Here is a 17,053-nt window from a genome sequence, read left to right on the forward strand (position 1 = left end):
TCCCAATCCGCATCGTTTGCTGGTGACAGGTCCTTCCGGACCTCATCGAGTTGAGGAGTGGGATGGCAGACGTCATCTTCGTGGCCCTGACGATCGCGGTCTTCGCGGTCCTCGGGCTCGTCGTGAAGGCGGTGGAGCGGCTGTGAGCGCCGTCAACGCCGCCGGTCTCGTGATCGCCGTGGCCCTGGTGATCCTCATGGTCGCCGCCCTGCTGTTCCCCGAGCGGTTCTGATGAGCACGACCGCCGCCGGGATGCTCTTCGTCGCGTCCCTGGTCGTCGCGCTGGCGCTGGCGTACCGGCCGCTCGGCGACTACATGGCCCGCGTCTACTCCGCCACCGGGCACAGCCGGCCCGAACGGACGATCTACCGGCTGCTCGGCGTCCACCCCGAGGCCGAGCAGAGCTGGGGCGGGTACGCGCGCGCCCTGCTGGCGTTCTCGGCGGTCTCGGTCCTGGCCGTGTACGCCCTCCAGCGCCTCCAGGACCGGCTGCCGCTGAGCCTCGGCATGGAACCGGTCACCGACCACGTCGCCTGGAACACCGCGATCAGCTTCGTCACCAACACCAACTGGCAGTCGTACGCCGGCGAGTCCACCATGGGCCACCTGACCCAGATGGCCGCCCTGGCCGTGCAGAACTTCGTCTCGGCGGCGGCCGGCATGGCGGTGGCGGTCGCCCTGGTGCGCGGGTTCGCCCGCGCCCGGTCGGGCACGATCGGCAACTTCTGGGTGGACCTGGTGCGCGGCGTCCTGCGCGTCCTGCTGCCGATCGCGTTCGTCGGCGCGCTGGTCCTGGTCGCCGGCGGGCTGGTCCAGAACCTCTCCGCCCCGCACGAGGTGACCACGCTGACCGGCGCAAACCAGGCCATCACGGGCGGCCCGGTCGCGTCCCAGGAGGCGATCAAGGAGCTGGGCACGAACGGCGGCGGCTTCTACAACGTCAACTCCGCCCATCCCTTCGAGAACGCGGCCGCCTGGACCAACTGGCTGGAGATCTTCCTCATCCTGGTGATCCCGTTCTCGCTCACCCGCACCTTCGGCCGGCTGGTCGGCCAGCTCCGCCAGGGCTACGCGATCCTCGCCGTGATGGGCGTGCTGGCGCTGGCCGGGGTCCTGCTCACCAACGTCTTCGAGCTGTCCGGCCACGCCACGGTGCCGCAGGCGGCGGGCGCGGCGATGGAGGGCAAGGAGGTCCGCTTCGGTGTCTCGAACTCCGCCACGTTCGGCGCGGCGACGACGCTCACGAGCACGGGAGCGGTGAACTCCTTCCACGACTCCTACACCCCGTTCGGCGGCATGATGACCATGTTCGACATGATGCTCGGCGAGGTCGCCCCCGGCGGCGTCGGCTCCGGCCTGTACGGCATGCTCGTCCTCGCCGTCATCACGGTGTTCGTGGCCGGGCTGATGGTCGGCCGCACCCCCGAGTACCTGGGCAAGAAGATCCGCGCCCGCGAGATCAAGCTCGCCTCGCTCTACTTCCTGGTCACCCCGGTCCTGGTGCTGGTCGGCACGGCGTCCGCGATGGGCTCGGCCGAGCGGCGCGCGAGCATGCTGAACACCGGCCCGCACGGCCTGTCCGAGGTCCTGTACGCCTTCACCAGCGCCGCCGGCAACAACGGCTCCGCCTTCGCCGGCCTCACCGTCAACACCCCCTGGTACGACGTGGCGCTCGGCCTGTGCATGGCCTTCGGCCGGTTCGTACCGATCATCCTGGTGCTGGCCCTGGCCGGCTCGCTGGCCGCGCAGTCTCCCGTCCCCGAGGGCGCCGGCACGCTGCCGACGTACCGACCGCAGTTCGTCGGCATGGTCATCGGCGTGACGCTCATCCTGGTCGCCCTCACCTTCCTCCCCGCCCTGGCGCTCGGACCGATCGCGGAAGGACTGTCCTGACATGCCGGCCCCCATGCTCGACCCGGAGCAGCTGATCCGTTCACTGCCGGGCGCGCTGAAGAAGCTCGACCCGTTCACCCTGTGGCGCAACCCGGTGATGTTCGTGGTGGAGGTCGGCGCGGTCTTCACCACCGTCCTCGCCGTGCTCGACCCGTCGGTCTTCGCCTGGGCGATCGTGGCCTGGCTGTGGCTGACCGTCGTCTTCGCCAACCTGGCCGAGGCGATAGCCGAGGGCCGCGGCAAGGCCCAGGCGGCCACGCTGCGCAGGGCCAAGACGGACACCCAGGCCCGCCGGCTGGCGGACCCGGCCGACCCCACGCGCTGGGACGTCATCCGCGCGCCCGAGCTGCGGCAGGGCGACCACGTGATCGTCGAGGCGGGGGAGACCATCCCCGGGGACGGCGACGTCGTGGACGGCATCGCCAGCGTGGACGAGTCGGCCATCACCGGCGAGTCCGCCCCCGTCATCCGCGAGTCCGGCGGCGACCGCTCCGGGGTCACGGGCGGCACGAAGGTGCTGTCCGACCGGATCATCGTCAGAATCACCCAGAAGCCCGGCGAGAGCTTCGTGGACCGGATGATCGCCCTGGTCGAGGGCGCGAACCGGCAGAAGACGCCGAACGAGATCGCGCTCAACATCCTGCTGGCCGCGCTGACGGTCATCTTCCTGGTCGCCACCGTGACCATGCAGCCGCTCGCGATCTACTCCAAGCTCGTCAACCCCGGCGTCGCCGACTCACCCGCCCTCGACGCGAACGGCGTCACCGGCGTGGTGCTGGTCTCGCTGCTGGTCTGCCTCATCCCGACCACGATCGGCGCGCTGCTGTCGGCCATCGGCATCGCCGGCATGGACCGCCTGGTCCAGCGCAACGTGCTCGCCATGTCGGGCCGGGCGGTGGAGGCCGCGGGCGACGTCTCGACGCTGCTGCTGGACAAGACCGGCACGATCACCCTGGGCAACCGGCAGGCCGCCGCGTTCGTCCCGGTCCGCGGCGTCAGCGCGGCCGAGCTGGCCGAGGCCGCGCAGTTGTCCAGCCTGGCCGACGACACCCCCGAGGGCCGCTCCATCGTCGTGTTCGCCAAGCAGCGCTTCGGCCTGCGCGAGCGCGGGCCGGGGGAGCTGGCGCACGCCGAGTGGGTGCCGTTCACGGCGCAGACCCGGATGTCCGGGGTGAACGTGGACGGGCGCGAGGTCCGCAAGGGCGCGGCCACGGCGGTCATGAAGTGGGTGCGCGACGCCGGCGGCCATCCCGTCGAGGAGGCCGGCCACGTGGTGGACGGCATCTCCGCCTCCGGCGGCACGCCGCTGGTGGTCGCGGAGCGAGGCCGCGTCCTGGGCGTCATCCACCTGAAGGACGTGGTCAAGGCGGGCATGCGCGAGCGGTTCGACGAGATGCGCAGGATGGGCATCAGGACCGTCATGATCACCGGCGACAACCCGCTGACCGCCAGGGCCATCGCCGACGAGGCCGGCGTGGACGACTTCCTGGCCGAGGCCACCCCCGAGGACAAGCTCGCCCTGATCAGGCGGGAACAGGAGGGCGGCCGGCTGGTGGCGATGACCGGCGACGGCACCAACGACGCCCCGGCCCTCGCCCAGTCGGACGTCGGCGTGGCCATGAACACCGGCACCTCCGCCGCCAAGGAGGCCGGCAACATGGTCGACCTCGACTCCAACCCGACCAAGCTCATCGAGATCGTCGAGATCGGCAAACAGCTCCTCATCACGCGCGGCGCGCTGACCACGTTCTCCATCGCCAACGACGTCGCGAAGTACTTCGCGATCATCCCGGCCGTGTTCGCGGCCGTCTATCCGGGCCTGGACGCGCTGAACGTCATGCGCCTGGCCAGCCCCCAGTCCGCCATCCTGGCCGCGGTCGTGTTCAACGCGCTGGTCATCGTCGCGCTGATCCCGCTCGCCCTGCGCGGCGTGCGCTACCGGCCGTCCAGCGCCTCCAAACTGCTGTCCCGCAACCTGTACGTCTACGGCCTCGGCGGCGTCGTCGCGCCCTTCGCCGGCATCAAGGTCATCGACCTGCTGCTCCAGCTCCTCCCGGGGATGTCCTAGATGAAACACCTGCCGAACCCGCTGCGCCGGCACCTCGCCGCGCTCCGCACGCTCGCCGTGCTCACCGTCCTGCTCGGCCTGATCTATCCGCTGGTCGTCACCGGCCTCGCCCAGGTGCTCTTCCACGACAAGGCGAACGGCTCCGTCATCAGGGACGCGGGAAGCTCGCTCATCGGCCAGTCCTTCACCGACGCCGCCGGCCGTCCGGTCAGGAAGTACTTCCAGTCCCGCCCGTCGGCCGCCGGCTACGACCCGATGTCCACCTCGGCGAGCAACCTCGGCCCCGAGGACGTCATCGACGTCGCACAGGGCAGGCGCTCGCTGCTCACGCAGGTGTGCGCCCGGTCCAGGGCGGCCGGCGAGCTGGAGGGCGTCAGCGGCGCCCGCCCGTACTGCACGCCCGACGGCGTCGGCGCGGTGCTCAAGGTCTTCCCCGGCCGCGCCGTCAGCGTCAACCAGCCCTGCCCCGCCGTCCCCTTCGTCGCCGCCTATCAGGGCGTACGGGTCGAGTGCGCCAGGCCGGGGGAGGACTACGCGGCCGGCCGTACCGTGCCCGTGCGCGGGAACGCCCCCGCGTCCCCCGCCGTTCCCGCCGACGCGGTCACGGCGAGCGGCTCCGGCCTGGACCCGCACATCTCGCCGGCCTACGCCGCGCTCCAGGCCCCGCGCGTGGCGAGGGAGCGCGGCCTTCCCCTGGACCGGGTCAGGGCGCTGATCGAGGAGCACACCACGGGGCGCATACTGGGCTTCATGGGCGAACCCGCCGTCAACGTGCTCGAACTCAACCTCGCCCTCGACGAGGGCTGACGTGCGAGGAAGGCTACGGGTCTACCTCGGGGCGGCCCCCGGGGTGGGCAAGACATACGCGATGCTCAGCGAGGGCCGCCGCGCGCTCGAACGCGGCCGTGACGTGGTCGTGGGCCTGGTCGAGACGCACGGCCGGCCCCGTACGGCCGCCCTGCTGGAGGGCATGGAGATCGTCCCGCGCAGGACCGTCCGCTACCGCGGGGCCGCCTTCACCGAGCTGGACGTGCGAGCGGTCATCGAACGCCGGCCGAAGGTCGCGCTGATCGACGAGCTGGCCCACACCAACGCGCCGGGCTCGGGGAACGTCAAGCGCTGGCAGGACATCGACGAGATCCTGGACGCCGGCATCGACGTCATCTCCACGGTCAACATCCAGCATCTGGAGTCGCTCAACGACGTCGTCCAGGAGATCACGGGGGTCCCGCAGCGCGAGACCGTGCCCGACGAGGTGGTGCGCAGGGCCGACCAGATCGAGCTGGTCGACATGTCCCCGGAGGCGCTGCGCAGGCGCATGGCGCACGGCAACGTGTACGCCCCGGAGAAGGTCAGCGCGGCCATGTCGAACTACTTCCGGGTCGGCAACCTCACCGCGCTGCGCGAGCTGGCCCTGCTCTGGGCCGCCGGCAAGGTCGACGACCAGCTCGACCGCTACCGCGCCGACCACGGCATCGCCGACACGTGGGAGACCAGGGAGCGGGTCGTGGTCGCCCTGACCGGCGGCCCGGAGGGCGACACCCTGGTCCGCAGGGCGGCGCGCATCGCGGCCCGCACCAAGGGCGCCGACCTGCTGGCCGTGCACGTGGTCAGCGCCGACGGGCTGGCCGGCGCGGACCCGGCCAGCCTGGCCCGCCAGCGCACCCTCGTGGAGAGCATGGGCGGCTCCTACCACCAGGTCGTCGGCGGCGACGTGCCGCGGGCGCTGCTCGACTTCGCCCGCGGCGTCAACGCCACGCAGCTCGTGCTCGGCGCCTCCCGCCGGGGCCGGTTCGCGCAGATCCTCGCGCGCGGCGTCGGCGTGGAAACCATCAGCCTGTCCGGCTCGATCGACGTCCACCTCGTCACCCACGAGGAGGCCAAGAAGGGCCGCAGGCGGCCGGAGCGCGCCCGCGCCGCCCTGACCCCCGAACGGCGGCTGGCCGGCTGGGCCGTCGCGGTGGCCGGGCTGCCCGCGCTGACCGCCGCGCTCGTCCCCTTCCGCGACGTGCTGCGGCTGCCGAACGAGATCCTGCTGTTCCTGCTCCTGGTCGTCGGCGTCGCCCTCGTGGGCGGCATGTGGCCGGCCATCGCCGCGGCCGTCGGCGCGTCGCTGCTGCTCAACTGGTTCTTCACCCCGCCCGTCGGACGCGTCACCATCGCCGATCCGGAGAACCTGTTCGCGCTGATCGTGTTCGTGCTGGTCGCGGCCGCGGTCAGCACGATCGTGGACGTGGCCGCCCGGCGTACCCGCCAGGCCGCACGCGCCGCCGCGGAGGCCGAGGTGCTGTCCACGCTGGCCGGGCACGTGCTGCGCGGCGAGGCCGCGCTGCCGTCCCTGCTGGGACGGCTGCGCGAGACGTTCGGGCTCGACTCGGTCACCCTGCTCGAACGCGTCGGCGACCCCACTCCCGAGGACCGGGGCGACCCTCGCGCCTGGCGCATCATCGCCACCTCGGGAGGCGCCCCCTGCACCGCGCCCGCCGACGCCGACACCGACGTCGTGATCGGCGACGAGCTGGTGCTCGCGGCCCGCGGCCGGCTGCTCAACGCCGGCGACCGGCGGGTGCTGGAGGCGTTCGCCGCCGAGGCGGCCGTCGCGCTGCGCCAGGAGCGCCTGGAGGAGGAGGCCGAGCTGGCCAGGCCGCTCGCCGAGGCCGACAAGATGCGCACCGCGCTGCTCGCGGCCGTCAGCCACGACCTGCGCACCCCGCTCTCGGCCGCCAAGGCGGCCGTCGAGAGCCTGCGCGGCAGCGAGGTGGAGTGGACGGACGAGGACCGCGAGGAACTGCTCGCCACCGCCGACGAGTCCCTGACCAGGCTCGGCCGGCTCGTGGACAACCTGCTCGACATGAGCCGCCTCCAGGCCGGCGTCCTCGGCCTGGCGCTCCAGCCCGTGGCGCTGGAGGAGGTCGTGCCCCGGGCCGTGGACGATCTCGGGCCGCTGTGCGACCACGTGGAGGACGACGTGCCCGTCGAGCTGCCCGACGTCGTCGCCGACCCGGCGCTGCTGGAACGCGTGCTCGCCAACCTCATCGCCAACGCCGTCCGCTACAGCCCGCCCGGCTACAAGGTGCTGGTCACCGCCGGCCGGCACGGCGACCAGGTCGAGATCAGGGTCGCCGACCGCGGCCCCGGCATCCCGCCGCAGGACCACGAGCGGGTGTTCCTGCCGTTCCAGCGGCTCGGCGACCGCGACAACGGCACCGGCGTCGGTCTCGGCCTCGCGCTCTCGCGCGGGCTCACCGAGGCCATGGGCGGGACCCTCATCCCCGAGGAGACGCCAGGAGGAGGTCTCACGATGATCGTCAACCTGCCGGTCCACAGCGGGGCGGCGCCATGACCAGGATCCTGGTCGTGGACGACGAGCCGCAGATCCTGCGCGCGCTCCGCATCAACCTGGCCGCCCGGCACTACGAGGTCGCGGTCGCCGCCGACGGCTCCTCCGCGCTGCGCCAGGCCGCAGAGTGGCGTCCCGATCTCATCGTCCTCGACCTCGGCCTGCCCGACATCGACGGGGTGGACGTCATCCACGGGCTGCGCGGCTGGACCCGCGTCCCCATCGTCGTCCTGTCCGGCCGGGTCGGGAACGAGGACAAGGTCGGCGCCCTGGACGCCGGCGCCGACGACTACGTGACGAAACCCTTCGGGATCGACGAGCTCCTGGCCCGCATCCGCGCCGTCTCCCGCCGCACCAGCGTCCAGGAGGCCGAGCCGGCCGCCGTGCGCCTCGGCGACCGTACCGTGGACCTGGTCGGCAAGACCGTCTCCGGCGGGATCAGGCTCACCCCCACCGAGTGGCACATCCTGGAGATCCTGCTGCGCAACCCCGGCAAGCTCATCCCCCAGCGCTACCTGCTCACCCAGGTGTGGGGCAGCAAGCACGTCAAGGAGACCCATTACCTGCGCCAGTACATGGCCCAGCTCCGCAGGAAGCTCGAACGCGACCCCGCACACCCCCGGCACCTGATCACCGAACCGGGCATGGGCTACCGCTACGTGCCCTGAGCGGTCCGCTGGAGTACCAGCTCGACGCCGTGCAGGAACGTCTCGCCGACCGCCACCGGGTCGGTCAGGCAGCCCGCCGCCATCGCGCCGTCGCGCAGCATGACGACGTGCCGGCCCGCGGGCTCGGGCGGCGTCTCCCCGGCCCGCGCGAGCAGGTCGGTGACGGTGCTCAGGAACCACTCGCGGTGCGCGAGCACGGCCCGGTGCACGGGATGTCCGGGGTCCGGATATTCGGCCACGGCGTTGAGGAAGGCGCAGCCGCGGAACCCGGGCGACCGGATGTCCTCGGCGATCGACCTGGCGACCGCCCGCAGGACGTCGGCCGCCGGCCGGCCGCCGCCGAGGGCTTCGCCGACCCGGTCGCGGATGGCCTGGTCGGCGCCGCGCAGGTAGGCGACGACGAGCTCGTCCTTGCTGGGGAAGTGCCGGTACAGCGTCGCGCGGGTCACCTTCGCCTCCGCGACGATCCGGTCGATCCCGACGGCGTGCAGCCCTTCCGCGTAGAAGAGCCGGGTGGCGGTCCCGAGCAGCCGTGCTCGCGCTTCTGACGTGTTCTGCACCATTGCAGGGAGCGTAGCAGATAGAACGTTCGGTCTTGACAGCCACGAAGCCCGCTGCCACCCTTACCGACGACAAGACCGAACGTTCTATCTCTCCCGCGAAGGGACCCCCGTGAGCACCGTCACCGCCTCCACCTCCGCCGCCGCCTCCCTGCGGCGGCTGTACTTCGTCCGTTTCGGCTTCGCGCTCGTCTGGGCCGGCCTGCTGGCCGCGACCGCGTCGGGGCTCGGGCCGGTCAGCGTCGCCCTGCTGGTGCTCTACCCCCTGTTCGACGGGGTCGCGGCCATCGTCGACGCCCGCTCGTCGAAGGCGACGGGCCCGGCGCTGAGCCTGTACGCGAACATCGTGATCAGCTGGGCCACCGCCGTCGGCCTGGCCTTCGCCGCCGGGGCCGGCATCCCGGCCGTGCTGCGCGTGTGGGGCGCCTGGGCCGTCGTGTCCGGCCTGCTCCAGCTCGCCGTAGGCGTGATCCGCCGGCACCTCGGCGGCGGCCACTGGCCGATGATCATCAGCGGCGCCATCTCGACGGTCGCGGGGACCTCGTTCGTCCTGCAGGCCGCCCAGGACGGCGCGTCGCTGGTCAGCCTCGCCGGCTACGCCACGCTCGGCGGCCTGTTCTTCCTGGCCTCGGCGCTGCGCCTCGGCCGGGTCACCCGCTGAGCGGGCGCGGGAAGGCGTCCTTCTGGCAGGCTGTCGGCCGTGAACCCGCGTACGAAGACCTGGTGGTTATGGGCGGGCGTGGCGGCCGGGGCGGCCCTGCTGGTCGCCGCCGCGGTGCGACTGTGGCTGCTGCATCCCGGCGACGTGGACCCGGTCAGCGCCGTGTTCGCGCTGGTGGGAACGGCTGTCAGCGCGATCTCGTGGTGGCGGGCGCAACGGCTGGCCGACACCGACGTGTCGAACGCGATGACGCTGCTGGCCGGGCGCGTGCTGGCCGAGGAGCGGGCGCAGCGGGCGCAGCTGCTCGGCCCCAAGGGCAAGGACGTGCTCATCGACGTCGACTTCTGCTTCCACCCCACCGGTGGTGCCGTCTCCGCCCCGCCGGAGGGCGACCTGGGACACGTGGCCGACTACTTCCGCGGCCTGCCGGCGCCACGGCGGCTCGTGATCTCCGGGGTGGCGGGGTCGGGCAAGACCGTCCTCGCGATCGAGCTGATCCTGGAACTGCTCGGCGGCAGGCAGCCCGACGACCCCGTCCCGGTACGGATCTCGGCGACGAGCCTGGATCCCGACCTGCCGGTGGAAGACCTGCTGGCCCGGCACCTGACCGCGACGTTCGACCTGAAGCCGGTGACCGCCCGCGCGCTCGTGAAGGCCGGGAAGATCCTGCCCGTCATCGACGGGCTGGACGAGATGGACGAGACCGACAAGCCGGGCTACGGCTCGCGGGCCGCCCGCGCGCTGCGCGCACTGGAGGACTACGAGCACGGACCGGAGCGCTGCAGCCTGGTGGTGACCTGCCGCACGGGCCAGTACGACGCCCTGGTCGCCGACCGGGCCACCCCCCGGGGCGCCGTCCGCGTCACCGTGAAGGAGGTGGCCGGCGACAAGGCGTGGCAGTTCATCCAGAAGTTCACCGACCAGGAGGACCCGGACCGCTGGCGGCCGGTCCTGGACGCGCTCACCCGCCCCGGTGACGTCCTGGCCGACGCGCTCGGCACCCCGTGGCGGCTGACCCTGGCGGTCACCGTCTACGAGGAACGCGACCCCCTCACCGGGCGCTACGTGCGCTCCCCGCGGGACCTCACGGAGTTCACCGACGAGCCGTCCGTACAGGAGCATCTTCTCGACCTGTTCATCCCCGCCCGCCTGGCCGCGGCGGATCCGGCGGGAAAGGGGCCGACCGCCGAGCAGACCCACGCCTGGCTGGCCGTCCTCGCCGGTCATCTGCACCGCAACAAGAGCCGGCCGCCGTTCCACGGACGCGTGCTGTCCAGCACCGATCTCGTCCTGCACGAGCTGTGGCCGCTGGCGGGAGACCGTCCGCGGGCCATCGGCGCGCTGGTGGCCCTGGCCACCGGCCTTCCCGGGGTCGCCGTCGTCGTCGCCGGCTTCGTCCTGGTGCTCTCGCAGTTCGACGTCGTGGACGGCAAGGTGTCGGGCCGGACGGTGATGGCGCTGGGGCTGCTCCTTGTGCCGGGCACCGTGGCTCTGCGCCTGCTGAAGGAGCCTTTCGACGCCTGGCGGGAGGTGTGGTCCCCGGCGGACGAGATCGGCTTCCGCGGGGTCCGCGGCGTACGCGACCGCAGGAGCGCCGTGGTGGAGGGCGTGCTCGCCGCGGCGGGCGGCTCGCTGGCGGGAGTGGCGGTCGGCATGAAGCTCGGCGTCGAGGTTCCGCTGTGGGTGTCGATCGGGTTCGGCCTCCTGCTCGGAGCAGGGATGGCGAGCGGAAGGAGCGGGGGGGACGGCCCCGCAGGTCCGCGCAGGGGCGTCGAGGCGCGGACGATCGTCAGGAACGACGCCGTCCTGACCCTCGTGGCCGCCCTCACCTTCGGCCCGGGGTTCGGGTTCCTCCTCGGCGTCTGGTTCGCGGGGCTGCTGGACGGGCTCCCGGTCGCGACGGCGGTCGCGGCGGGCGCGGTGTTCGGGATGTCCCTCGTGGCGTCCTGGTCCCCGGTGCTGTCGCGCCGCTACCTGGGGCTTCTCCTGGCGACGCGGGGCCGGCTGCCGTGGCGGCTGGGCCGCTTCCTGCACCGGTGTTACGACGCGGGGCTGCTGCGGATCTCCGGGATCGCCTACCAGTTCCGTCACCGTGAGCTCCAGGACCACCTGGCCGCGCACCCCGCGCTCCGCGACGACAGGTGAGGGGCCCCCGCCCGCTCAACACGCGCTCAACAGGGGGTCAACAGCGGCCGCCCTACCTTTCTCTCACACCGACAGGCACGACGAGAGAGGACAGCACGATGAAGCTGGCAGTGAAGCTGGGAACCGTGGTCGCGGCGAGCGCCGCATCGCTGACCCTGGCGGGCATGTCGCCGAACGCGGCCATGGCCGCCCCCACCACGACGACCGCCATGACCGCGGCCACCCCCGCCGTCGCGGCGGTCGCCGCCGCACCCCGCCCCAGCGTCCGGTGGCTCTGCGGCAAGCGGGTCGTCAGGAAGCTCATCCCGGCCTGCTCCCACGGCAAGTGGGAGCCGAAGACGATCAAGAAGATGCGGTGCCTCCAGGGGCACGGACCCTACGTGGGGTGGACCGGCCCGGCGAAGCTCGCGTACTGGGCGAACAGGTGCTTCAAGACCAGCGAGTGGGAGAAGTGGTGACCGTCTTCTGACGGTCCGAGGGCAGAGGAAAGCCTTTCCCAAGAGCTGACCATGCTGCTTTCGACCTCCGGATCGCAACAGGTAGACAGAAAGCGTGGGATTTCGGGGAAACCCGCATCCGTGGGGGCAACCATCACTGCGCGACCACGCACTGGCGGTGATTCCGCTGGCCATGATCGTGGTGATCACTGCTGCCGACATCCTGTCCCCGAGCACCGTGCGCTTCGGCACGCTGCTGGTGGCGGCCCCCGCGATCACGGCCTCCTTCGCCGGCGCGTGGTTCACGGGCCTGATCGGGCTGCTCGCCGTCGTGGCCGAGGTGATCATCGGCTTCCACCACCATCTGATGGGCAGCGGGAACGAGCGGGCGGAGCTCATCGCCATGATCCTGGTCTCGGCGTTCGTGGTGCTGTTCTGCCTCGTGCGGGACCGTGAGCGGCGGGTCCTGGTGCAGGTGCGCTCGGTGGCCGAGGCCGCGCAGCGCGCGCTGCTGCGCCCGCTGCCCGAGTCGCTCGGCACGCTCCGGCTGGCCTCCGTCTACCTGGCCGCCGCGGCCGAGGCCAGGATCGGCGGCGACCTGTACGCGGCCGTACGCACCCCGGGCGCCACCCGCCTGATCATCGGCGACGCCCGGGGCAAGGGCCTGCCCGCCATCTCCGACGCCGCCGCGCTCGTCGGCGCCTTCCGCGAGGCCGCGCGCCGGGGCCTGTCCCTGCCGGAGCTCGCCGCCGACCTGGAGGACAGCGCGGGGTTCAACCCGTACGAGTCCGCCAAGGCGTGGCCGGTGGACGACGAGAGCTTCGTGACCGCGGTCGCCCTGGACATAGCGGACGACGAGCCGGTGCTCACCATGGTGAACTGCGGCCACCCGCCGCCGCTGCTGGTGCACGAAGGCAAGGTCACGCCGCTGGAGTGCGAGCGTCCCTCGCCGCCGCTGGGCCTGGGGAACCTCGGCGGCGAGGGATACAGCGTCTGCTCGTTCCGCTTCGAGGAGGGCGACCTGCTGCTGCTCTACACCGACGGCGTCACCGAGGCGCGCGACACCGCAGGCGTGTTCTACCCGCTGGCCGACCGGATCGCCGCCTGGACGCGGGAGTTCCCCGAAGGGCTGCTGAAGCGCATCTGCGCCGATCTCATCACCTATACCGGCGGCCGGCTCGGCGACGACGCCGCCATGATCGCGATCCGCCGCCTGCCCCTGCCCGCCGCCCCCGAGCCGCGCGACGCGTCGAGCGCCACCGACCTGGAGGCGGTGAGCGCGGTGAACCGTTTCGTCCGACCGGCGTCCATGGCGAACATTGGAGGCACTGATGGACACGTACCCGCAGATCGCGGACCACGGCATGGTGGGGGACCTGCAGACCGTCGCGCTCGTCTCCGAGACCGGCACCATCGACTGGTGGTGCGCGCCCCGGTTCGACTCCCCGAGTCTCTTCGCCTCCCTCCTCGACGGCGAACGCGGCGGACACTGCCGGCTCTCCGTCGACTCCGGCCGCGTCGCGGGGGTCACGGTCCGGCAGCTCTACCTGTCGGACACCGCGGTCCTCGTCACCCGCTTCATGGCTCCCGACGGCGTGGGGGAGGTCGCCGACTTCATGGAGCCGGACCCCTCAGCCGCCCCCTCCGGCCGGCACCGGCTGATCCGGGCCGTCCGGGTGGTCCGCGGCGCGCTGCCCTTCACCCTCGTCTGCCGCCCCCGCTTCGACTACGGGCGGGCGCCGCACGCCCTCACCCTCCTCGACGACGGCTCGGCCCTCTTCCGCGGCCCCGGCACGGACCTGCGGCTGCAGGCCAGTTCGTCCGTCACGCTGCGCCCTGACGGCGACGACCTCGCCGCCGACCTCACCCTCCGGGCCGGGGAGACGGCCTTCGTCGCCCTGACCGCCACGAGCGGCGCCGCCGAGCGGCCCCCGCCCCTCCTGACCGCCGACGAGGTACGCGGCAGCCTCGAATCCTGCCGCGCCTTCTGGCACGACTGGCTGCGCGCGTCCCGCTACCGGGGGCGCTGGCAGGACATGGTCAACCGGTCGGCGATCACCCTCAAACTGCTCACGTACGCGCCCACCGGCGCGCCGATCGCCGCGGCCACGATGGGCCTGCCCGAGCAGATCGGCGGGGAGCGCAACTGGGACTACCGCTACACCTGGGTCCGCGACGCCTCGCTGTCCGTCCGGGCCCTGATCGACCTCGGCTTCGTCGAGGAGGCCCAGTCCTTCCGCGCCTGGCTGCGCGAGCGGCTCGACGCCGGGGACACCACGTCGGGCGAGCCGCTGCAGATCATGTACCGGGTCGACGGGGATCCCCACCTGACCGAGGAGGTCCTCGGCCACCTGGAGGGATACCAGAAGTCCTGGCCGGTCAGGGCCGGCAACGCGGCCGCCGGCCAGCTCCAGCTCGACATCTACGGCGAGGTCGCCGACGCGCTGGCGCAGGCCCAGGAGGTCGGCGGCATCCACGGCTGGCGGGCCTTCTCCGGGGTGCTGGACTGGCTGACCGACGCCTGGGACCGTCCCGACGAGGGCATCTGGGAGACCCGCGGCGGACGCCAGGACTTCACCTACAGCCGCCTGATGACCTGGGTCGCCTTCGACCGCGGCATCCGCATGGCCACCGCCTACTCGCGTCCGGCCGACCTCGCCCGCTGGACGGGCGCCCGCGACGCCGTCTTCGGCCAGATCGTCGAGCGCGGCTGGAACCCGCGGCGGCAGGCGTTCGTCCAGCACTACGCCACCGACGTGCTGGACGCCTCGCTCCTGCTCATGCCGCGTGCCGGCTTCATCTCCCCCCGTGACCCGGCCTGGCTGAGCACCCTCGACGCCATGGGACGGGAGCTGGTCAGCGACAGCCTCGTCTACCGCTACGATCCCGACGCCTCGCCGGACGGGCTGCGCGGCAGCGAGGGGACCTTCAACCTGTGCAGCTTCCTCTACGTCGAGGCCCTGGCCCGGGCCGGGCGGCTGCAGCAGGCCCGCTACGCCTTCGACAAGATGCTCACCTACGCCAACCACGTCGGCCTGTTCGCCGAGGAGATCGGCCCGTCGGGCGAGCAGCTCGGCAACTTCCCGCAGGCGTTCACCCACCTGGCGCTCATCGCCGCGGCGATGGCCCTGGACGAGCACCTTGATCTCGCCGAGAGGAGGGGAGGCTGACGGCGGCGGCGAGGCCGATCAGGGCGAAGATCGCCAGAACGACCATGGCGAGCGCGTAGGCCCGGTTCCCCTCGGCCGCCCTCGCGATGAGCACCGTTCCGACGATCGCCGTCCCGAACGACGAGCCGAGGTTCGAGACGCTGCGCGACAGCCCGGAGATCTCGCCCTGCAGTCCCTCGGGGAAGCTGGACTGCACGACGTTGACCGAGGGGGTGAGCATGACGCCCACGCCCAGGCCGATCAGCAGCAGCCCAGGCGTGAAGGCGATGACCCTCGACGCCGCCCCGACCAGGACGAGCAGCACCACGATCCCGGCCACGGTCATGGCGAAACCCGCCACGATCAGCGCCTTCTGCGAGTGCCTCCTGGCCAGCCGCTCCGCCGCCAGCGAGGAGACGAGAGCGCCCACGGTCGCCGCGGTGAAGATGACGCCGGTCTGGATCGCGTTGTAGCCACGGACGGTCTGGAGGAAGACGGAGACGGTGAACGACGTCCCCATGAGGATCAGCCACTGCATGTTCTGGGTGACCAGGCCGAGGTCGGACGTACGGTCGCGGAACAGCCCGGTCGACAGCAGCGGCTCCCGCCCCGCGCGCTCACGGGCGCGGATGTGCAGGAAGAACCAGGTCAGCAGGACGGCCCCCACGGCGAGGAACACCACCAGCAGCGTGGTGTCGGCGCCGGCCTGGAGGATCCCGAACACCACGAAGAACATGCCGGTCGCGGACAGGACCGCTCCGGCGAAGTCGAAGGGGCGCTCCGGGTCCGGGGGCAGGGGATCGACGAGCCGGCGGCTGAGGAGGACGATCACCGCGACGACGGCCGCCTGGAAGAGGAACGCGGCCCGCCAGTCGATCGCCGTGGCGATGAACCCGCCGATCAGCGGGCCCGCCGCCGCTCCGACGCCGGCCATCCCGCTGATCAGGCCGAAGGCCCGGGCGCGTGAGGGGAGGTCCTCGTACGCCATCGTCGCGAGGATGTAGACCGGCGGGATCAGCAGCGCCGTCCCCACGCCCTCCAGCAGCGAGTTGCCGAGGATCAGCACGCCGAGCCCGGGGGAGAAGGCGCTGATGAGGGCGCCGGCCCCGTACAGGGCGAGGCCGGCCAGGAAGCACCGCTTGCGGCCCCACCGGTCGGTCAGTTTGCTGGCGGGGATCATGAGCACCGCCATGACCAGCAGGAACAGCGTGATCGTGCCCTGCACGCCGCGGACCGTCGTGTTCAGGTCCGCGCCGATGTCGTTGATCATCACGTTCATGTTCGAGCCCGCGAAGCTGCAGATGAACTGGGCGAGGGCGAGCGGCGCCAGCGGCCGGCGCGGCGCGGCGGCCAGGGCCTGGGCGGCGGGGGTCATGTTCCCGTGATCCCCTCTTCCCGGCCCGGGGAGCGCCGCGAACAGGCAAAAAGACTCCACGGGAATTTGCCCACTTTTGTAGCTATTTGCGAAGAAGGGGGAGGATGTCCTGGGTAGAGAAGCAGGGTAAGGAGTGGCCGCGAGCACGCGCATGGAAGCTGCTCGGACCGCTGAACGGAAACTCCGCCTCGCGGAGGGAGCCGATCATGGAAGAACCACGTTACGGACGCACCCAGCAGCAGGTCTCCCGGGAGCAGGTCTCGGAGGCGGTGCCCCAGCAACGTCAGGCGGAGCGGGCGGAGACGGCCCCCGCGACGAGGGAGCCCCGGCCCAGCGGCTGGCTCGGCTGGGTCATGTTCGCCGGCATCGGGATGATCATCCTGGGCTGCTTCCAGGCGCTGATGGGCCTGGTGGGGCTCCTTCACAGGGGCTTCTACATCATCACGCCCAACAACCTGGCGGTCCCGGTCAACTTCACGGCCTGGGGATGGTTCCACATAGCCATCGGGGTGATCGTCTTTCTCGCCGGACTCGCCATCATGTCGGGCAAGACCTGGGGACGGGTGGTCGGGATCACCCTCGCCGCCATCCAGGCGTTCGTGAACTTCGCCTGGCTGCCCGCCTACCCGATCTGGTCGGCCATCATCATCGCCTTCGACGTCCTGGTCATCTACGCGCTGGCCGTGCATGGGAAGGAGATGAAGGCGTTCAGCAGGGCCGGCATGCCGTAGACGGCATTCCCGCGGAGGAGGCCGGC

The 17,053-nt window shown here is 72.0% G+C and carries 13 protein-coding genes and 1 pseudogene; 12 read left to right on the forward strand and 2 right to left on the reverse strand.

Going from position 1 to position 17,053, the window contains the following annotated elements:
- Window positions 1-142: 142 nt before the first annotated feature.
- The 6 genes from ACBR40_RS41400 to ACBR40_RS41425 are packed head-to-tail and all read left to right on the forward strand — an operon-like array spanning window position 143 to window position 7,969.
- Complete coding sequence (locus tag ACBR40_RS41400; RefSeq protein WP_344213194.1) at window positions 143-232, forward strand: potassium-transporting ATPase subunit F; 90 nt, start codon at window positions 143-145, stop codon at window positions 230-232.
- Window positions 232-1,893 (forward strand): potassium-transporting ATPase subunit KdpA, encoded by a 1,662-nt coding sequence (kdpA, locus tag ACBR40_RS41405; RefSeq protein WP_371252247.1) that lies wholly within the window; start codon window positions 232-234, stop codon window positions 1,891-1,893. Before ACBR40_RS41400 ends, kdpA begins: the two co-directional genes overlap by 1 nt.
- A gap of 1 nt (window position 1,894) precedes the next feature.
- Entirely contained in the window at window positions 1,895-3,961 is a 2,067-nt protein-coding gene (gene kdpB, locus ACBR40_RS41410) for a potassium-transporting ATPase subunit KdpB (protein ID WP_371252248.1), read from the forward strand.
- Window positions 3,962-4,768 (forward strand): potassium-transporting ATPase subunit C, encoded by an 807-nt coding sequence (locus ACBR40_RS41415; RefSeq protein ID WP_371252249.1) that lies wholly within the window; start codon window positions 3,962-3,964, stop codon window positions 4,766-4,768.
- A gap of 1 nt (window position 4,769) precedes the next feature.
- Entirely contained in the window at window positions 4,770-7,304 is a 2,535-nt protein-coding gene (locus ACBR40_RS41420; protein WP_371252251.1) for a DUF4118 domain-containing protein, read from the forward strand.
- Window positions 7,301-7,969 carry a response regulator gene (locus tag ACBR40_RS41425; protein WP_371252252.1) on the forward strand — a complete coding sequence of 223 codons (669 nt, stop codon included), beginning with the start codon at window positions 7,301-7,303 and terminating at the stop codon, window positions 7,967-7,969. The genes ACBR40_RS41420 and ACBR40_RS41425 overlap by 4 nt, the downstream gene beginning before the upstream one ends.
- Here ACBR40_RS41425 and ACBR40_RS41430 read toward each other — a convergent pair.
- Window positions 7,957-8,532, reverse strand: coding sequence for a TetR/AcrR family transcriptional regulator (locus tag ACBR40_RS41430; protein WP_371252253.1), 576 nt, complete (start codon window positions 8,530-8,532; stop codon window positions 7,957-7,959). The genes ACBR40_RS41425 and ACBR40_RS41430 overlap by 13 nt on opposite strands.
- A gap of 109 nt (window positions 8,533-8,641) precedes the next feature.
- On the opposite strand from ACBR40_RS41430, the gene ACBR40_RS41435 reads away from it, so the two are divergent.
- The 5 genes and pseudogenes from ACBR40_RS41435 to ACBR40_RS41455 all read left to right on the forward strand — a co-directional run bounded on the left by ACBR40_RS41435 (window position 8,642) and on the right by ACBR40_RS41455 (window position 14,942).
- The gene (locus ACBR40_RS41435; protein ID WP_371252254.1) at window positions 8,642-9,190 is read left to right on the forward strand and encodes a hypothetical protein; all 549 of its coding nucleotides are present in this window, start codon (window positions 8,642-8,644) and stop codon (window positions 9,188-9,190) included.
- A gap of 39 nt (window positions 9,191-9,229) precedes the next feature.
- Window positions 9,230-11,335: an NACHT domain-containing NTPase gene (locus ACBR40_RS41440; RefSeq protein ID WP_371252255.1), complete on the forward strand. Its 2,106-nt coding sequence runs from the start codon at window positions 9,230-9,232 to the stop codon at window positions 11,333-11,335.
- Window positions 11,336-11,433: 98 nt separating this feature from the next.
- Complete coding sequence (locus tag ACBR40_RS41445; RefSeq protein ID WP_371252256.1) at window positions 11,434-11,793, forward strand: hypothetical protein; 360 nt, start codon at window positions 11,434-11,436, stop codon at window positions 11,791-11,793.
- 382 nt (window positions 11,794-12,175) lie between these two features.
- Window positions 12,176-12,973 (forward strand): annotated as a pseudogene (locus tag ACBR40_RS41450) (PP2C family protein-serine/threonine phosphatase); the annotation flags it as partial.
- Window positions 12,974-13,103: 130 nt separating this feature from the next.
- On the forward strand, window positions 13,104-14,942 hold the full coding sequence (locus ACBR40_RS41455; protein WP_371252257.1) for a glycoside hydrolase family 15 protein: 1,839 nt from the start codon (window positions 13,104-13,106) through the stop codon (window positions 14,940-14,942).
- Here the strand turns inward: ACBR40_RS41455 and ACBR40_RS41460 are convergent.
- Window positions 14,881-16,296 (reverse strand): MFS transporter, encoded by a 1,416-nt coding sequence (locus tag ACBR40_RS41460; RefSeq protein ID WP_371252259.1) that lies wholly within the window; start codon window positions 16,294-16,296, stop codon window positions 14,881-14,883. The two genes, ACBR40_RS41455 and ACBR40_RS41460, sit on opposite strands and share 62 nt — an antisense overlap.
- Before the next feature lie 206 nt (window positions 16,297-16,502).
- On the opposite strand from ACBR40_RS41460, the gene ACBR40_RS41465 reads away from it, so the two are divergent.
- Entirely contained in the window at window positions 16,503-17,027 is a 525-nt protein-coding gene (locus tag ACBR40_RS41465) for a hypothetical protein (RefSeq protein ID WP_371252260.1), read from the forward strand.
- The last annotated feature ends 26 nt before the right edge of the window (window positions 17,028-17,053 follow it).

The organism is Nonomuraea sp. AD125B, assembly GCF_041402765.1.
GTDB classification, from domain to species: domain Bacteria; phylum Actinomycetota; class Actinomycetes; order Streptosporangiales; family Streptosporangiaceae; genus Nonomuraea; species Nonomuraea bangladeshensis.